Origin of the sequence: Rothia nasimurium (assembly GCF_014217215.1) — a bacterium.
GTDB lineage: Bacteria > Actinomycetota > Actinomycetes > Actinomycetales > Micrococcaceae > Rothia > Rothia avistercoris.
The window spans coordinates 745,116-761,411 of sequence record NZ_CP056080.1; the positions used below are offsets into that span (position 1 = coordinate 745,116).

17 protein-coding genes are annotated in these 16,296 nt (G+C 60.3%); 12 read left to right on the top strand and 5 right to left on the bottom strand.

Annotated features, from left to right (window positions below):
* Positions 1-80: 80 nt before the first annotated feature.
* Entirely contained in the window at positions 81-545 is a 465-nt protein-coding gene (locus HWU94_RS03555; protein WP_244956012.1) for a hypothetical protein, read from the top strand.
* Complete coding sequence (locus HWU94_RS03560; protein ID WP_185174332.1) at positions 542-1,468, top strand: LysR substrate-binding domain-containing protein; 927 nt, start codon at positions 542-544, stop codon at positions 1,466-1,468. Before HWU94_RS03555 ends, HWU94_RS03560 begins: the two co-directional genes overlap by 4 nt.
* 31 nt (positions 1,469-1,499) lie before the next feature.
* Here HWU94_RS03560 and HWU94_RS03565 read toward each other — a convergent pair whose 3' ends face one another.
* Complete coding sequence (locus HWU94_RS03565) at positions 1,500-2,540, bottom strand: mechanosensitive ion channel family protein (protein ID WP_244956013.1); 1,041 nt, start codon at positions 2,538-2,540, stop codon at positions 1,500-1,502.
* A gap of 126 nt (positions 2,541-2,666) precedes the next feature.
* Between HWU94_RS03565 and HWU94_RS03570 the strand changes: the two genes are divergently transcribed.
* Genes HWU94_RS03570 through HWU94_RS03580 form a run of 3 tightly spaced genes read left to right on the top strand, consistent with a single transcriptional unit; the run spans position 2,667 to position 5,548 of the window.
* Complete coding sequence (locus HWU94_RS03570; RefSeq protein WP_244956014.1) at positions 2,667-3,143, top strand: NUDIX domain-containing protein; 477 nt, start codon at positions 2,667-2,669, stop codon at positions 3,141-3,143.
* On the top strand, positions 3,136-4,320 hold the full coding sequence (locus HWU94_RS03575; protein ID WP_185174333.1) for a glycine betaine ABC transporter substrate-binding protein: 1,185 nt from the start codon (positions 3,136-3,138) through the stop codon (positions 4,318-4,320). The genes HWU94_RS03570 and HWU94_RS03575 overlap by 8 nt, the downstream gene beginning before the upstream one ends.
* A gap of 10 nt (positions 4,321-4,330) precedes the next feature.
* Positions 4,331-5,548 carry a pyridoxal phosphate-dependent aminotransferase gene (locus HWU94_RS03580; protein ID WP_185174334.1) on the top strand — a complete coding sequence of 406 codons (1,218 nt, stop codon included), beginning with the start codon at positions 4,331-4,333 and terminating at the stop codon, positions 5,546-5,548.
* Here HWU94_RS03580 and HWU94_RS03585 read toward each other — a convergent pair.
* A complete protein-coding gene (locus HWU94_RS03585) occupies positions 5,545-5,784 on the bottom strand; it encodes an exodeoxyribonuclease VII small subunit (RefSeq protein ID WP_185174335.1) in 240 nt (79 codons plus the stop codon). The genes HWU94_RS03580 and HWU94_RS03585 overlap by 4 nt on opposite strands.
* Before the next feature lie 36 nt (positions 5,785-5,820).
* Positions 5,821-7,143 carry an exodeoxyribonuclease VII large subunit gene (gene xseA / locus HWU94_RS03590; RefSeq protein ID WP_185174336.1) on the bottom strand — a complete coding sequence of 441 codons (1,323 nt, stop codon included), beginning with the start codon at positions 7,141-7,143 and terminating at the stop codon, positions 5,821-5,823.
* 99 nt (positions 7,144-7,242) lie between these two features.
* Between xseA and HWU94_RS03595 the strand changes: the two genes are divergently transcribed.
* Complete coding sequence (locus HWU94_RS03595) at positions 7,243-8,442, top strand: hypothetical protein (protein WP_185174337.1); 1,200 nt, start codon at positions 7,243-7,245, stop codon at positions 8,440-8,442.
* Positions 8,443-8,462: 20 nt separating this feature from the next.
* A complete protein-coding gene (locus tag HWU94_RS03600; protein WP_185174338.1) occupies positions 8,463-9,554 on the top strand; it encodes a 4-hydroxy-3-methylbut-2-enyl diphosphate reductase in 1,092 nt (363 codons plus the stop codon).
* Between the two features lie 138 nt (positions 9,555-9,692).
* Here the strand turns inward: HWU94_RS03600 and HWU94_RS03605 are convergent, their stop codons facing one another.
* A complete protein-coding gene (locus HWU94_RS03605; RefSeq protein ID WP_244956015.1) occupies positions 9,693-11,000 on the bottom strand; it encodes an amino acid permease in 1,308 nt (435 codons plus the stop codon).
* An 85-nt stretch (positions 11,001-11,085) separates the two neighbouring features.
* On the opposite strand from HWU94_RS03605, the gene HWU94_RS03610 reads away from it, so the two are divergent.
* On the top strand, positions 11,086-11,409 hold the full coding sequence (locus tag HWU94_RS03610) for a multidrug efflux SMR transporter (RefSeq protein WP_185174750.1): 324 nt from the start codon (positions 11,086-11,088) through the stop codon (positions 11,407-11,409).
* Here HWU94_RS03610 and HWU94_RS03615 read toward each other — a convergent pair.
* Positions 11,406-12,437 carry a hypothetical protein gene (locus HWU94_RS03615; RefSeq protein ID WP_185174339.1) on the bottom strand — a complete coding sequence of 344 codons (1,032 nt, stop codon included), beginning with the start codon at positions 12,435-12,437 and terminating at the stop codon, positions 11,406-11,408. The genes HWU94_RS03610 and HWU94_RS03615 overlap by 4 nt on opposite strands.
* Before the next feature lie 152 nt (positions 12,438-12,589).
* On the opposite strand from HWU94_RS03615, the gene ychF reads away from it, so the two are divergent.
* The 4 genes from ychF (at position 12,590) to HWU94_RS03635 (ending at position 16,188) form a co-directional block, all read left to right on the top strand.
* Positions 12,590-13,675: a redox-regulated ATPase YchF gene (ychF, locus tag HWU94_RS03620; RefSeq protein ID WP_185174340.1), complete on the top strand. Its 1,086-nt coding sequence runs from the start codon at positions 12,590-12,592 to the stop codon at positions 13,673-13,675.
* A 172-nt stretch (positions 13,676-13,847) separates the two neighbouring features.
* Complete coding sequence (locus HWU94_RS03625) at positions 13,848-14,306, top strand: hypothetical protein (protein WP_185174341.1); 459 nt, start codon at positions 13,848-13,850, stop codon at positions 14,304-14,306.
* A gap of 124 nt (positions 14,307-14,430) precedes the next feature.
* Positions 14,431-14,787: a zinc ribbon domain-containing protein YjdM gene (locus HWU94_RS03630; RefSeq protein ID WP_185174342.1), complete on the top strand. Its 357-nt coding sequence runs from the start codon at positions 14,431-14,433 to the stop codon at positions 14,785-14,787.
* Positions 14,788-14,811: 24 nt separating this feature from the next.
* Positions 14,812-16,188 carry a nitrate/nitrite transporter gene (locus tag HWU94_RS03635; protein WP_185174343.1) on the top strand — a complete coding sequence of 459 codons (1,377 nt, stop codon included), beginning with the start codon at positions 14,812-14,814 and terminating at the stop codon, positions 16,186-16,188.
* Positions 16,189-16,296 lie beyond the last annotated feature (108 nt).

Sequence of the window (16,296 nt, forward strand, 5' to 3'; positions counted from 1 at the left end):
AGAGGGAAGAGAGACGGACATCGCCGCGCCAGACTCTGAGAACAGGCTAGACTGGTGGGGTGAGGGAATGGCTTGAAAGTTTGCACTGGGTTGCCGCCATCGGCTTTATGTGGGTGGTGGGTATTGTGCGTACCTCCCTCGTCTTTTCTCTGGGCTGGTTAGCTCAGGCTGGGGGCTCTCGCTTTGAGAAGATACAGCACCTGATGGATCATCCCCTCTACCGCCGGGCTCAGTATTTTGTGAATCGCTGGGGTGTGCTGGCTGTTCCCGCCTGTTTCTTGACGGTGGGCTTTCAAACTGCGGTTATTTTGACTACCGGCTTTACCCGTATGCCCCTGTCCCGCTGGATTCCAGCCATGCTGGTGGGTACTTTTATGTGGGGTACCATCTACGCAACGGTTGGCATGTCGGTTGTCTGGCTTTGGCTTGAGAACCCGCAGGTAGCCGCCCTGGTGCTGGCCCTGCTGGCGGTCGTCATTATCACCGTAAAAATCCGGGACAGGAAACGTTCCATGCTGCGACTACCGAAAGACACCAAGCTATGACCCTGAGCGAGCTGATTCTTGCCCACCCCGACCTGCTGGTTGATGACCAGACCGCCCGTTATGAGCAGGTGGGGCAGGTGCCCGGTCTCTGTGTGGGGTTCGTTCCCGGGGTTATGCCCGGTAAGTGGTTTACCCGGTGGCGGGAGCGCTATTCGGCGCTGGCTCCTCTGACCGATGTAGCCCTAGCTGAGGGGCAGGGCCTTGCTTCGCTCGATGCTTTTGCGGATATGGCGCTGGTGCGCGCTGAGGACGAGCCCGAAGCCCGCGATAAGAAGCGCTACCACGCGATTGAACTCTACCGGGAAACCCCGGTGGTGGTACTCCCTAAGGATCACCTGCTGACGGTGCTCGAGACCGTTCCGGTTGCCGAGCTGGCCGAAGAATTTTTGCTCCAGAGCCCCGATGAGGTACCCGAGTGGCGCGACCTTTCCGCCGACTACCGAGCCGAGAACCCGCGTCCGCTACCTCAAATGAGGCACCGGGCCGACGCGATTGAGCTGGTGGCTGCCGGGCTGGGCCTGTTGGTCGTACCTATGTCTGTAGCCCGTTTTTACCACCGCAAAGACCTGACCTACCGCCCGGTTGAGGGACTGGGCGAGTACCCGGTTCTGCTGGTGTGGAAGCGGGAGGTGCGTGAGGACGCCCGCGAGCAGGTAATCCAGGACTTCGTGGGGATTACCCGCGGCCGCACCGCCGCCTCTCAGCGCGGTAGCGATAGCCGTGAGGTAGCCCTTGAGAAGCAACGGCGCGAGAAAGAAGAGGCCAAGCGGAAGCGGGCGGCTGCTAATAAGCGCCGTGAGGCGGAAGACCGCAAGAAGCGGAACGCCCAGAAGAAGGGCAACCTGCGCCAGTACCAGGCCCAGAAGGGCGGTAAGGGGAGCGCCAAGGGATCGGGCCGAGGCTCCCGGGGCAAAAAACGCTAAATAACAAGCTGCGCTGAGGGTCTACCGACAGCTAGCCTTTCTGGTCGGTCTTTTCTTCTGCTTTCTGGGCAGAAGAGGAAACCACGGAGCGCTCCTCGTGCGTCTCGCTGTGAATCACCGACTGGTTAGCCAGCGGAATACGAATGCCTCGCTGATCCATAGCCTTCTTGAGCTCTTCCCGGAGCTTACGCCCCACCGCGAACTGCTCGGAGGGGGCGGTCTTGACTGTCAGACGCAGTACCACTGATTCACCGGTCACAGACTGCACGCCCAGGTACTGAGGCTTGCCCGAGATGTTCTCTTTGATACCGGGTAGCTTGATGGCTTTTTGAATTGAGGTCATGAGGAAGCTCGCCATCTCGTCAATATCGGCATCGTAGGGAATGGGCAGGTCGATGATGGTGCGGGCCCAGCCCTGGGAAGAGTTGCCCACACGCAGAATCTCGCCGTTGCGCACGTGCCAGAGGGTTCCTGCCGTATCACGCACCTGGGTGGTGCGCAGACCCACTGCCTCTACCTCGCCCTCGGCCTCACCCAGGTTGACCCAGTCACCGATGCCTAGCTGGTCTTCGGCCACGATGAAGATACCCGAGAGGAAGTCTTTAACGAGAGACTGAGCCCCGAACGAAAGGGCAACACCCACCACACCGGCTGAGGCAATGACGGGGGCAATATTGAAGCCCAGCTCGGCGATAATCATGACGATCATGATCGTCCAAATCACAATCGACGAGACCGACCGGAGCACCGAGCCAACGGTCTGCGCTCGCTGGGACTGGCGGGCGCTCGCCAGTGACGTATCGGCCTTCCACCGGCTAGTTTTACCGCCCTTTTTCTCTTCTGCTGCAACCACCCGGTTGCGGGTGCCGCGGGCGATAGAGTCGGTGACCTGGCGAATGACTACGCGTACCAGGCCGTGCAAGACGAACCCGAGGATGATAATGATGAGTATGCGCAGAGGCGCTCCCAGCCAAAAATCTAGGCTGGCCAGCCTGGCCATTACGGTTCCGGCGGCCTCAGCGCTTTCTTCAAGGGGCGTTGTTTCTGCTGCTAAAATCCCGGTTACTGTCATACCTACGAGCCTATCGTCTTTGTCCGAAGAAAACCGGTATGCCAGCTGCCCGCGAACGCTAGGGTGGCGCATCTGAGGCAAGGGTGCAATAGACTGGTTTTTCAGAGACAAACAAAGGAAGAAGAGATGCCCCTGGTGATGGATACCCGCCCGGCCGCTTACGCCGTGGTGATTGAGGACGGCAAGATTCTGCTCTCCCGCTGGGTACCGCATATTCCCGGTTACCGCCCCGGCTGGACCCTACCCGGTGGCGGCATGGACCCCGGCGAACAGCCCCATGATACTGCCGTGCGCGAAGTCTTTGAAGAAACCGGTTACCGGGTGGAACTTGACCGCCTGCTGGGGGTGCACGCGGCCTACTTTGAGCCCGAAGCCGGGGCAACCCGTCCTTTCTGCGCCCTGCGCACCATCTACACTGCCCACGTCACCGGCGGGGAGCTTACTGCCGAGGTCGGTGGATCGACCGACCTGGCAGAGTGGGTTCCGCTGGCTGAACTAGACCAGCATTTCTACTACTCCCTGGTGGACGAGGCCGCATGCCTCTTAGGGTACGCGGACGCCAGTGAGCTGGCAGGTAAGTACCGGGAGGGTTCGCATGACTAGGGAAGCGGCTAAGGAAAAAGCACGCCCGCGAACACGGGGCTACCGCGCCCAGCTGGTTGCTCTCGCTGCGGCCACCGGCCTTCTGCTGAGCGGCTGTGGCAGCTCAACGACCGGCAGCAACACAACTGTCTCGACTAGCCCCGCCACGACCGCTACCCTGCGTATCGGTACCGGGCTGACGGCGGAGACCCGACACGCAGCTTATATCTACCAGGCTGCCCTGCAAGAAGCGGGTTACACCGTTGAGGTGGTTGAGACCGACGATAGCCGCCCAGCCTACTTCGCCAGTATGGGAATAGACACCGCTGCCACCGCTACAGCCAGCCCTACTGCAACCGGCCCGGGAGAGGGGCTTGTGCATATTACTCCTGATTTGTCTGGCGACCTGCTGCTTTACCTCACCGATAACGGAGCGGTTAGCCCCACCATTATCGAAGAAGAGCGGGCTAGCACCGCGGCAGACACCAGCCCCGCGCCAGACCCAACTGCGAGCGCAGAAGCTCGTGCGGGCGCATCCGCTGATTCCAGCCCTACCGCTACACCAAGTCTTACTGCTACGCCCAGCCCCAGCGCTACCTCGCTGAACGTGCGCGGGCTCAGCAGCAACGACATCGTCAGCTACGTTGACCGTGCCCTACCCGACACCGCTGAGGTGCTCTCGCCCTCGATCGCTACCAACCGGTATGGCTACGTGGTCACCCGGGCTACTGCCCAGCGCTACGGTCTGGAGACCATGAGCGACCTGGGGCAGGTCTGCACTGAGCTGAGCCTGGTTGCCCCCGAAAGCTATGCCACCAACCCTAGCGGTGCTACCTCGCTGAGCACCCACTACAGTTGCACCCCGGGAGCCAGCAAGACCGCTGATAGCCGGTCAGATCAGGCCCAGGAGCTCATCACCGGCGCAACCAGCATGAGCTACATGTACTCAGCCAGCGCAGAAATCCCGGCTAATAACCTCGTGCTACTTGAGGACCCCGAGCGCACCCAGCTCGCGCAAAACATCGTGCCCGTCACCCGTGCCGGGGAGCTGCCCCAGCAGGTCAAGGACATCATCAACGATGTCTCCGCTCACCTCGACACCGATTCCCTGGTGCGCCTCAATACGCTCACGAGCGGCGATAACCCCGTCTCAGAAACCGACGCCGCCCATTTCTGGTTGACCCGCATGAAAGGGTAATCTAAATCTCATGGCATTCAAGCAATCAAAAAAACTTCAAAACGTTCTCTACGATATTCGCGGGCCCATTCTAGAAGAAGCCCAGCGTATGGAAGCGCGCGGTCACCGTATTCTCAAGCTCAATATCGGTAACCCGGCGCCCTTCGGCTTTGAAGCGCCTGAAACCATCATGATGGATATCATCGAGCACCTACCCTACACCCAGGGCTACTCTGATTCCCGTGGCCTCTACTCTGCCCGTACCGCCATTGTGCAGTATTACCAGAACGAGGGCATCATGAATATCACTACCGACGACGTCTACCTGGGTAACGGTGTCTCGGAGCTGATTCCTATGACCCTGCAGGCCCTGCTCGATAATGGGGACGAGATTCTGGTGCCCAGCCCCGACTACCCCCTGTGGACGGCTGCCACCCAGCTTGCAGGCGGCAAGCCGGTGCACTACCTCTGCGATGAAGAGGATGGCTGGCTGCCCGATATCGAGGACATCAGGTCAAAAATTACCCCCAACACCCGCGGCATTGTGGTCATTAACCCCAATAACCCCACCGGTGCTGTTTATACGCCCCAGGTACTCCAGCAGATTGTTGACCTGGCACGGGAACACGAGCTGGTAATTTTTGCTGATGAGATCTACGAGAAGATTCTCTACGACGGCGCCCAGATGACCCACGTGGCAGCTCTGGCAGGCGACGACGTACTCACCCTAACCTTCTCGGGTCTTTCCAAGGCCTACCGGGTCTGCGGCTACCGTGCTGGCTGGTTGGCTATTTCGGGGCCCAAGCTTGCGGCTGCCCCCTTCATCGAAGGTATCAACCTGCTAGCTAATATGCGCCTGTGCGCTAACGTGCCCGCCCAGCACGCCGTACAGACCGCCCTGGGCGGCTATCAGTCCATCAACGACCTGATTCTGCCCGGTGGACGCCTGAAAGAGCAACGGGACCTGTCCTATAAGATGCTCAGTGAAATGGACGGCGTGACCGTGAAACAGGCTGAGGGCGCCCTCTATCTCTTCCCCAAGCTCGATATCGATAAGTTCAATATCACCAGCGATGAGCAGTTCATGCTCGATCTGCTACGGGAACAGAAGATTCTGCTGAGCCACGGCACGGCCTTCAACTGGTCAGAACCCGACCACTTCCGCCTGGTCTTCCTTCCCGACACCCGCACCCTGGCCGATGCCCTGGAGCGTCTGGGCAACTTCCTGGCTGACTACAAGCAGAACTAGGACGTCTGGTTCTGGCGAGCGACGTCCAGGGTCGCCTGGGCGCCGTCGAGCCAGGCTTCGCAGCGCTGGGCAAGGGCCTCGCCGCGCTCCCACAGGGCAATAGACTCTTCAAGCGTGCTAGCACCGGACTCCATGCGGGCTACAACCTGCAGGAGCTCTTCACGGGCCTGCTCGTAGGTCAGCTGCTCAACCGGAGTGGCATTCAGCTCGGTCTTAAATTCGATGGTGTTGCTCATAGGTTTCCTTTCCTTGACCTGGCATCTGACCAGGTTCTAGTGGTTTTTCTCGTGCACGGCGGTAACGGTTGCGTCCACAGCGCCGGCTGCCGCACGCACACTAATGTTTTGCCCTTCGTGCAGGGTGCGGGCATCGCGTACCAACTGGCCGGAGGCGTCCTGCATCACCGCATAGCCGCGCTCCAGGGTCTGCTGGGGCGACAGAGCCGTAACCCGCGCCCGTAGCTGGCTAATAAGATCACGGTCCCTGGCAAGACGGTGGACGGCCGCGCTCGAAGCCCTCGCCCGCAGCCGCTCAATATCCTCTGACCTAGCCAGTAGGGCTGAGCCCGGATTGGCTAGAACCGGACGGGACCGCACCTGGGCTAGACCGTAACGCTCAGCAGACACCAGCTGCTCTACAGCTCGCCCCAGCTGGTAGCGGGCCGATGCGAAGAGCTCCCGCTCCTCACGGACGTCCGGAACAATCCGCTTACCAGCATCGGTAGGGGTCGAAGCCCGCAGATCTGCTGCGTGGTCCATCAGAGGGGAATCAGCCTCGTGGCCAATAGCCGATACGACCGGAGTGTGCGCCGCTGCAACGGCCCGAACCATTGCCTCCTCAGAGAAAGGCAGCAGGTCTTCAAAGGAGCCGCCACCGCGGGCAATCACAATCACATCGATGTCATTCCGGCTATCAAGCTCAGCCAGCGCAGCGGTCACCTGGGCAACCGCGTTCACACCCTGCACCGCAACCTCCCGCACCTCAAAATCAACGGCGGGCCAGCGCAGAGAAGCGTTACGAATGACGTCCTTCATAGCATCCGAATCACGGCCGGTAATTAAACCCACCCGGCGGGGGAGCAAGGGCAGGGGCTTCTTACGCTCGGGACTAAAAAGGCCCTCAGTCTGTAGCTTGGCACGCAGCTGCTCAATGAGCTCCAGCATAGAACCCGCACCCACCGGCTTGATGTTAGAGCCCTGCATCGATAGGCGGCCAGTCTTCACCCAGAAATCAGGCTTGAGCTGCAAAACCACCCGAGAGCCCCGCTCCAGCTGGCCCTGCACCTTAGCCATCTCTGAGCCCCAGACCGTCACCGAGACTGAGACCTCCTGCTCAATATCGCGCAGCGTCACGTAAGAAACCCTGCCGCGGTGGTTGAGCTCAATAATCTGCCCCTCCACCCAGGTCGGTACGCAACGGGCAATATACTCGTGCATCTTATTTGACAGCACATGTAGGGGCCAGGGATTATCGACGCTGGTCTGGCCAGCGCGTTCCGCTAGTTGCCGGGGTGCGCCCTGGGCCTGCTGTTCTTGCTGGGCCTGTAGCTGCGCCAGCGTCAGATGACCGGGTGCAGAATCACCAAAACTGTTCATACACCTACTTCTACCACCGCTGGCTGACACTTTAAGCATTGAGCCGAGAAAAAATAGGAACTCAAGCAAATACCCAGTAAGACCGGCTACCATGCAAGCATGACGGGTACCCGCAAGAGCACAGAAGACCACGGCGACGGCAACTGGACGAACCCCTATGTTCAGGCCGAAAATCAGCGCGCCCAAGAAGCAGCCCAGGCAGCCTACGCCCAGCAGCCCCAGGGCTACGCCCACCCCTATGCAGAGCCGGCCTCGGCTCACTATACCCAGGGGGCCTACCCGCCTGAAGCGCAGGCGCAGGGGGTGGCGTCCGCCCCGGTGGCGTCCTACGCGCCCCCACGGGCGCCTCGACGTCAGCGCCGCCGGCCGGCTTTTAGCCTAGCCAGGCGCTTTCTCTGCGTCCTGTTGGCCCTCCTTACGCTGGCTACCGGGCTGACCGCAGCCACAGCCTACTGGGCACAAACCACCCTGGTAGATACCGAAAACTTTGCGGCGATGACCGAATCCATCGCCTACGACCAGGACTTCCAAACCAGTTTGGCAACTGCCGTCACCGACGACATCATGGCCTCACCTGCTATTGAAACCTACCTGGGCGACGGGAACTCCACCGCCTGGTACGGGGGAGTGCAGAACTGGCTCTATGACCAGACCTACACCCTGGTCGACGGGGCTACCAACTCGCTGGTGACCTCCGATGCCTACCCCCAGCTGTGGGCCCAGGTGATTTCAGATACCCACGCCTATAACTTCTCGGGTGAAAGTCGCCCGGCGGTGCTTGACCTTTCTGCCATCTACGACCAGGCCGGGGCGTCTGTGCAGTCGGCGACCGGCTTTAGTGTTGATACCTCAAGCCTGCCCAGCCGTACCATCACCCTGGATACGGGGCAGAACATCTGGCCTATCAATTCCACTGTCAATACCCTGATATGGCTGGCCTCCCTCTGGCAGCCCCTGCTGGTGGTTTGCGGCGTATCCGCCCTGCTCGGGTTCCTGCTCTGGCCCCGCAACCGCTTTGCCTACCTAGCTTTCATCGCCTTGAGCGCCGCAGCCCTACTCTGGATCGCTGGCCTCCTGGGTGGCGGTGCCTCGCTCACCGCCGGGATACAGCTACCGGCTAGCAACGCGGCCGTCCTTTTCCTGCAAAAACTGTCTGAAACCATCACCGCATCTTTCGCCAGCTACCACAACGGCCTGGCCCTCAACCTGCTCATTGCGGGGGCGGTACTGACACTTCTTGCTCTTCTCTCAGCGATCATGGGGCTGACTGCGAGAGAAGCCACTGCACGCACCCGCTAGAACCACGTAGGATAGAGACTATGTCTACCCAAGAGAAGACCATTGAACTGGGTCTGCCCACCGTACCCCGCGTGCGCAGGACCCGCGAAGAAGTTGAGGCAGCCGCCCCCACCGGCGACAAGAAGGTACTCCTCGCAGCGCCCCGTGGCTACTGTGCCGGCGTTGACCGCGCCGTCATCGCCGTTGAAAAGGCCCTAGACCACTACGGGGCTCCCGTTTACGTGCGCAAGCAGATTGTTCACAACCGCCATGTGGTTGAAACTCTCGAAGCTCAGGGCGCAATTTTTGTGGACGAGGTGGAGGAAGTCCCCGAGGGCGCCGTCACCGTCTTCTCCGCCCACGGCGTGTCACCGGCTGTTGTGGCCTCAGCGGAAGAGCGTCAGCTCAATACCATCGACGCTACCTGCCCGTTGGTTTCCAAGGTGCACCGCGAGGCTGTGCGTTTTGCCAAGCAGGACTACGACATCCTGCTCATTGGCCACACCGGCCACGAAGAGGTTGAGGGTACCGCTGGCGAAGCCCCCGACCATATTCAGATTGTGAACTCGCCTGACGAGGTTGATCAGGTGACCGTGCGCGACCCCGAGAAGGTCGTGTGGATTTCACAGACCACCCTGTCTGTGGACGAAACCCTTGAAACCGTTGCCCGCCTGCGCGAGCGTTTCCCCACCCTGCAGGACCCGCCCTCTGACGACATCTGCTATGCGACCTCTAACCGCCAGGGCGCTATCAAGGAGATCGCTCCGAAGGCTGACCTGGTGATTGTGGTGGGTTCGACCAACTCGTCGAACTCTGTACGCCTGAAGGAAGTCGCCCTGGAATACGGCGCTAAGCAGGCATACCTGGTGGACTACGCCAATGAGGTTGATGAGGCCTGGTTCGAAGGCGTGACCACCGTGGGTCTGACCTCTGGCGCTTCTGTGCCCGAGGTGCTGGTGCAGGACGTGCTGCGTCTGCTGGCAGACTACGGTTACGTTGACGTTGAGAAGTTTGAGACCGCCAAGGAAGATATTCTCTTCTCGTTGCCCAAGGAGCTTCGCGCGGCCCTGAAGAATGATTCGGGTGAGCCCGCGATGCGATTGGGAGGACGAGGAGCGAAGCCGACACGATGAGCGAGCGGTTCACCGCGCGCGGTGAAGTAAGAGCGATCGAATGGGAAGCTGTGAGCAAAGCGAACTCCATTTACCTCGCGCGAAGAATTTCCCTATAAGAAAAGGCCCCCGCACGGGGGCCTTTTCCTGTGGGGCTGGTTAGCTGGGGATCAGGCCGTAGACGACGGCGGAGAAGGCTGCGACGCCTGAGATCACCACGAAGATGTTGGAGAGTTTGCCGCGGTAGGGGGCTAGGGCCGGTACCTTGTGGATGGCCCACATGGGCACGATGAAGAGTACTAGGGCCATGACGGGGCCTACCAGTGATTCGATGAGGGAGAGGACGCTGGGGTTCAGCACGGCTGCGACCCAGACGGTGACAACGATGAAGACGTTGATTGCTGCGTTGAGGGCCTTGTCGCTGATGCGTTTTTTCTCGGGGTCGAAGTTTTTACGGACGATACCCGCTGCTCCTTCGTGCCCGCCGAGCCAGTGGCCGAAGTAGGAGGAGACGATGGCAGCGATGGCTACGATGGGGCCGAGCCAGTTGATGAAGGGGGCGTCGAATTCGTTGGCCAGGTAGGAGAGGATGGGGAGGTTGGAGGCGCGGGCTTCAGCGAGGCCGTCCGGACCGATAGCTAGTACGCAGGACCAGACAAAGCCCATAGTGAAGACGGTCAGAATGATTGAGGTAACGCGCAGTACACGGGAGGCCTTGACTGAAGCGAAGCCGTGGTACTGCTTGCGCATAGCTACTGAGAACTGGGAGATAGCCGCTGCGTGGTAGAAGGAGAAGACGAGCACCGGCAGCATGAGCCAGAGGGTCATCGAGAAGTTGCCGGGGGCCGGTACCTGGCTAAAGCCGTCGAGTGACCAGTGGGGGATGAGGTAGAGGGTGAGCGCGGCGAGTACCAGAATGAGGGGGTAGACCAGGAACTGGGTCACCATGAGCATGAATTTTTGGCCGATGATCATGACGGCGCTCATGGCGCCGACGAGCAGGGCGGCAAGAAGCCAGCGGGGCAGGGGTTCTAGCCCGAACTGGTTGGTCAGGAAGGAGTCAACAGTGTTGGTGATACTGACGCCGTAAATGAGCAGGATGGGGTAGATGGAGAGGAAGTAGAGCAGGGTAAAGATTTTGCCGAAACCTCGGCCGAAGAATTCTTCGGCTACCTCTGTGATATCTGCTGTTTGTTTGGAGCTGGCGGAGACCATGCGGGAGAGCCCTCGGTGGGCGAGGAAGGTCATGGGCCAAATCAGGACGGTTGCGGCCAGCAGGGGCCAGACACCACCGGAGCCCGCGTTGATGGGGAGAAAGAGGATGCCCGCGCCGACGGCGGTGCCGAAGAGGCTGACGGTCCAGGCTGTGTCTGTGCGGTTCCACCCCGGCGCCCGGGTTGCGGCGTCGCCCATTTCTATGGCTGCGGTGGAGACATCGGTGTATTCGTGGCTGCCCTTGTGAGACATACAAAAACTCCTAGATTCACATCGTTGTGAGATACGTGTACTTATTATTCTAGCCTTTTTTGTACGAGCCATGCAGAATGAGCCTATGCCCTACCTTTTCCTCGCGCTCGCCATTGGCTCGGAGCTCATTGCCACCACCCTGCTGAAATACACCGAGGGGTTCACCAAGCTGTGGTTTACCCTGGGGTGCCTGGTGGGCTACGGTTTCGCTTTTTTCATGCTGTCGCTAGCGGTGCGGGACATCCCGGTGGGAGTTGCCTACGCCCTGTGGGCAGGCTTAGGTACAGCGGCGATTGTCGCCATCGGTGCGGTCTTTCTCGGGGAGCCCATCACCCTGGTCAAGGTGGTGGGCATCTCTCTGATTGTTGCCGGGGTGCTGGTGCTCAACCTGGGCGGGGCTAGCCACTAGTTCTGGTAGCAGACTTCTTCCCAGACGGGCCGGTATCCCAGCTCCTCATTGACCTTGATCATGGCCGGGTTGACGGCTGAGTTCATGGTAATAATTTGCCGAATGTGGGGCGCGGACGCCGGTAGGCGGGTATGGCTCAGAACCTTGAGGGTGCGGGAGAGGCCAAGACCGCGGTGCTCTGGCATGACAACTGTAGATTCCTGCCAGGCTGAGGCATTGCCCGGGTGGGTGGGGTAGCTCAGTGCTGTGAGGGCCGCAACCGTACCCTGGTGCAGGGCGGCGGCATAGATGAGACCGTCACCTGCAGCGTGAGCTCGGGCCTCCATCTCGCGTAGGCGCTCCGGGGTGAAGTCCGCGGCGACCTGCTGGGCCTCACCTGTGGGTTCGTCTGCTTCCAGCTGGTGGTAGGCGGCGGCTGCCGAGTCTAAATACTGTTCAGGAATGTGGTTGTCCCAGACCTCAAAGGTGTAGGCGGTGTCGGCTATTGTCTTGCCCTCAGCCGCCTGCACAAGGTCTGCGGGAAGCGGTAGGGGAGCGATTCTCGTGATAGCAGAATTCTTAGGTTCCAAGCCCAGAAGAGCCGCAACCCTGTTGATGGGCAGGGTGGGGTCTTCCTTGTCGTCATCCTGCATGAGGTAGCCGTAGTAGGTGATGTGGGTGCGTCCGCTGGGTTTGATAGCCTCGGCCAGGGCATGGCGGGTGAGCGTCTCTTCCAGGCCCCGCCCTTCAGCCTCGGGATGGACAGCGAGAAGGAAGTGTAAGCCGTCCAGATTCTCTTTCAGGGGGAGCGACACCAGCACAATGCCGAGAATCTGCCCCTGAACTTCGGCAACCCAGCGGTGGTTTTCGTAGTAGCCGGAGGGGGCAAGAATAGCTCGCCGTTCTTCAACCGTTGTGGTTGACGGAAAGCCGTAGAGCTTTTCATCGCAGGCAGAATCGAGGGCGTTGAGTTGCTCCATGTCGTTATCGGAGTCAAGGTTGATGGGGCGAATGATGATGTCTCGAGGTGAAAACAGCGCTACTGTCATGCTGACCAGCATAAAATACTGTGCTCTATGTAACAAGAGGTGGGTGGGCGGAAGCTGCCTGACCTACCCGCTGGGGCCGGGCGTCCGCACCGCGTGCAGGGCTTCACTAATGCTCCCGCGCTCGCTTGACTCACCCCTGTAAACTAGAAACCGTGGCTTTAACTATTGGAATTGTGGGTCTGCCCAATGTCGGCAAGTCGACCCTCTTTAACGCACTGACCAAAAACAACATCCTGGCAGCGAACTACCCCTTCGCGACCATCGAACCCAACGTGGGCGTCGTCAACCTGCCCGATGAGCGCCTGGCTCGCCTGGCTGAAATCTACGGTTCCGAGCGCATCCTGCCCGCGACCGTCTCCTTCGTCGATATCGCCGGTATCGTTCGCGGCGCCTCCGAGGGTGAAGGTCTGGGTAACCAGTTCCTCGCGAATATCCGCGAGGCCCACGCCATCGCCCAGGTCGTCCGCGCCTTCGACGACCCCGACGTCATCCACGTCGACGGCAAGGTAGACCCCGCCAGTGACATGGAAACCATCAACACCGAACTGGTGCTGGCTGACCTGCAGACCCTGGAAAACGCTATTCCCCGCCTGGAAAAGGCCGTCAAAATCAAGAAGGGCGACCCCGCCCAGCTTGAGGAATACAAGAAGGCCCAGGCCGTACTGGAACAGGGCGACACCCTGATCTCTAAGTACGAAGAAGCCAAGATCGATATGGCTATGCTTAAGGAGCTGAACCTGCTCACCTCCAAGCCCTTCATCTACGTCTTTAACTCGGACGAGGGCGTCCTCGCCTCTGAGGAAAAGCAGGCTGAACTGCGCGCCATGGTAGCCCCCGCTGAGGCCGTCTTCCTGGATGCCAAACTTGAGGCCGACATGGTTGAGCTCTCTGAAGAAGAGGCCCGCGAAATGCTGGAGATGAGCGGCCAGGACGAGTCCGGCCTGGACCAGCTAGCCCGCGTTGGTTTCTCCACCCTGGGCCTACAGACCTACCTGACCGCAGGCCCCAAGGAAACCCGAGCCTGGACCATCACCAAGGGCGACACCGCCCCCCAGGCTGCCGGCGTCATCCACACCGACTTTGAGCGCGGCTTCATCAAGGCCGAAGTTGTTTCCTTCTCTGACCTGGACGACGCCGGCTCCATGGCCGAGGCTAAGGCCCGCGGCAAGGTCCGCATGGAAGGCAAGGACTACATAATGCAGGACGGCGACGTGGTGGAGTTTAGATTTAACGTCTAGCCTCCAAACTGGATCTTCCCTCGGAAAAGTGCAAGTGCCCCGTGAAAAGTGCGGGGCACTTGCACTTTTTCGATGGCATCTTAGGTGCGTGTGCGGTGTGTCGTCTACCGCTCATAAGTATGCTTTTGGCACAATAGGGGATACCAAGCTACCTGATGAAAGAAGGTTTATCATGAAAGCACGTCTAGCGTTCATCGCCGGTGCAGGTATCGGTTACGTGCTGGGGGCCCGCGCAGGCCGCGGCCAGTACGAAAAGATCAAGACCCAGGCCACCAACGTCTGGAACGACCCCAAGGTGCAGAACGGCATCAAGACCGCCGAAGAAACCATCAAGGAACAGGCCCCCGTCGTTGCCGAAAAAGCCAAGGAAGCCGCTGTAGCAGGTGCTGAAAAGGCTAAAGAAGCTGCTGCCGCAGGCACCGATAAAGCCAAGGAAAAGGCTGAAGATATCAAGGACGCCCGCGCCGAGGCTAAGACCGAGAAGCAGGTAGAAAAGGCAGAAGCTAAGGCCGAAAAGGAAGCCGAGAAGGCTGACAAGAAGGCCCAGAAACTGGTCGATGAGGCTCCTGCCGATGTCGTCTCAGACCCCGCCACCGATATGAACGACGAAGGGCCCGCACCCACCAAGTAAGGCGTCCTCTACGTTTAGCCCCAGAACCTTCCGCTCTTCGACGCCCCGAAGAGCGGGAGGTTTTGTGCTTCTATCTGGGATAATGGGGAACGACCTAGACACCACCTAACTTTTGGAGGCCCCCATGTCTGATGCCCCCGCACCCGCCTGCCCCGCCTGCTCTGAAGAGTACTCCTACCAGCAGGGGGACCTCTGGGTCTGCCCCATGTGCGGTCACGAATGGGCCGAAGCTGATGCCGCTGAGGCAGAAGAGACCGGCTCCAAGGTGCTCGATGCAGTCGGCAACGAGCTGGTGGACGGCGATTCTGTCACCATCACCAAGGGCCTCAAGGTCAAGGGCGGTGCCGATATCAAGGCTGGCACCAAGGTGCGCGGTATCCGCCTGCTCGAAAGCCCCGTCAACGGCCACGATATTGAAGCTAAGGTTCCCGGCGCCGGCCAGATGTACCTGAAGTCCTCCGTGGTCAAGAAGAGCAACTAACCCCCTGAAAGCAGTGGCCCACTTATGAAATGGCTAGTGTGGGCGGTGGCTATCGCCGCCTACGTCTTCTCAATCATCAACCGCAGCTCCTTCTCGGCACTGGGGGCCACTGCCCAAACCCACTTTGGGGTAGAGGCTACAGCTATTTCCCTTTTCATCATGCTGCAGCTGGTGGTCTACGCCAGCTGGCAGGTGCCGGTGGGCGCCCTGCTTGACCGTAAGGGGGCGCCGGTGCTGATTGCCGGTGGCCTGACCCTCATGACGGCTGGCCAGTTTCTCCTGGCCCAGAGCGAGATCGTGCCCCTGGCCCTGCTGGCGCGTGTGCTGGTGGGCAGCGGGGACGCCTGTATCTTCGTCAGCTTGATTCGCCTGATCTCAGACTGGTTTACCCCTAAACAGATTCCGGTGGTCAACCAAATTAGCGCCAATATGGGCCAGATGGGTCAGCTGATTGCCGTCACACCCCTGGTCACCCTGGTGGGCGCCCTGGGCTGGAAGGGCGGCTTTACCATTCTCGCAGCTATCGGTTTTTGCCTTCTGCTCCTGGCCCTATTCACGCTCAGGCCAGCTCCCGGCAAGGCTACCGTAGCCCAGGGGCTGGGCCGCCGAGCCCGGCGCGGACGGGGGAGCGCGTCCGTCCGGCGTCCGCTCCCTGACCAGGAAGAAGCCAACCGGGTCCGCATCGACCACCCTTACCCCGTCACTGACTCTTTGCCCGTGCTTCCCCCGGCCTCGGGCCCAGGTTTTACGGCATCGATCAGGCAGGTGTTGGCCTACCCGGGAGTGCGCCTGGCCTTTTGGGTGCACTACGTGACGGCCTCCATGATTTTCTCCATCATGCTGCTGTGGGGCATGCCCTTCCTGACCGGGGGTCTGGGCTACACCCAAGCCCTGGCCTCGAGCATCGTCAGCACAGTGGTGGCCTCCATCGTCATTGCCGGGTTCTTCACCGGCTCGATTCTCTCCCGCTTTTCTCCCCACCGGGTGCACATTGCGGTGGGTAGCAGCCTGCTCAACCTCAGCCTGTGGTCCCTGATTTTCTTCTGGCCCGGAATTGCCCCCACTGCCCTGGTGTATGCTGCGGCTATCACCCTGGGTATCAATGGCCCGGTGTCCATGGCAGCTTTTGAGGTGGTGCGTTCGCACGTACCCCAACACCAGCGCGGTCTAGCCACGGGCATCGCCAACATGGGAGGCTTCGTAGGAGCCCTCACCATCGTGTTCCTGATCGGCCTGATTCTTGACAGCCTCGGCGCCGGCACCCCCGAAACCTATACCTTTGAGGCATTCCGCTGGGCTATGGCAAGCCACATTCCGGTGATTCTGCTGGGCATTCTCATGATTGCCCTGCTCTACCCCAAGGCCAAGAGAGCGCTGGCAGGCCGGGCGCAGGCGTCCTAGTTTCTCAGGGGCGGACGCCCGCCATCCCTCCCAGCGAACAGGCAGCAAACGCGCAGGGAGGGGTGCGGTATCTTGCCCACATTTTCCGGTTTTCACTGGGCAGGTGCT

Coding starts and splice junctions, on each gene's coding strand:
- HWU94_RS03560 (WP_185174332.1), top strand. CDS start 542: ATGACCCTGAGCGAGCTGATTCTTGCCCACCCCGACCTGCTGGTTGAT.
- HWU94_RS03565 (WP_244956013.1), bottom strand. CDS start 2,540: ATGACAGTAACCGGGATTTTAGCAGCAGAAACAACGCCCCTTGAAGAA.
- HWU94_RS03570 (WP_244956014.1), top strand. CDS start 2,667: ATGCCCCTGGTGATGGATACCCGCCCGGCCGCTTACGCCGTGGTGATT.
- HWU94_RS03575 (WP_185174333.1), top strand. CDS start 3,136: ATGACTAGGGAAGCGGCTAAGGAAAAAGCACGCCCGCGAACACGGGGC.
- HWU94_RS03580 (WP_185174334.1), top strand. CDS start 4,331: ATGGCATTCAAGCAATCAAAAAAACTTCAAAACGTTCTCTACGATATT.
- HWU94_RS03585 (WP_185174335.1), bottom strand. CDS start 5,784: ATGAGCAACACCATCGAATTTAAGACCGAGCTGAATGCCACTCCGGTT.
- xseA (WP_185174336.1), bottom strand. CDS start 7,143: ATGAACAGTTTTGGTGATTCTGCACCCGGTCATCTGACGCTGGCGCAG.
- HWU94_RS03595 (WP_185174337.1), top strand. CDS start 7,243: ATGACGGGTACCCGCAAGAGCACAGAAGACCACGGCGACGGCAACTGG.
- HWU94_RS03600 (WP_185174338.1), top strand. CDS start 8,463: ATGTCTACCCAAGAGAAGACCATTGAACTGGGTCTGCCCACCGTACCC.
- HWU94_RS03605 (WP_244956015.1), bottom strand. CDS start 11,000: ATGTCTCACAAGGGCAGCCACGAATACACCGATGTCTCCACCGCAGCC.
- HWU94_RS03610 (WP_185174750.1), top strand. CDS start 11,086: ATGCCCTACCTTTTCCTCGCGCTCGCCATTGGCTCGGAGCTCATTGCC.
- HWU94_RS03615 (WP_185174339.1), bottom strand. CDS start 12,437: ATGACAGTAGCGCTGTTTTCACCTCGAGACATCATCATTCGCCCCATC.
- HWU94_RS03625 (WP_185174341.1), top strand. CDS start 13,848: ATGAAAGCACGTCTAGCGTTCATCGCCGGTGCAGGTATCGGTTACGTG.
- HWU94_RS03630 (WP_185174342.1), top strand. CDS start 14,431: ATGTCTGATGCCCCCGCACCCGCCTGCCCCGCCTGCTCTGAAGAGTAC.
- HWU94_RS03635 (WP_185174343.1), top strand. CDS start 14,812: ATGAAATGGCTAGTGTGGGCGGTGGCTATCGCCGCCTACGTCTTCTCA.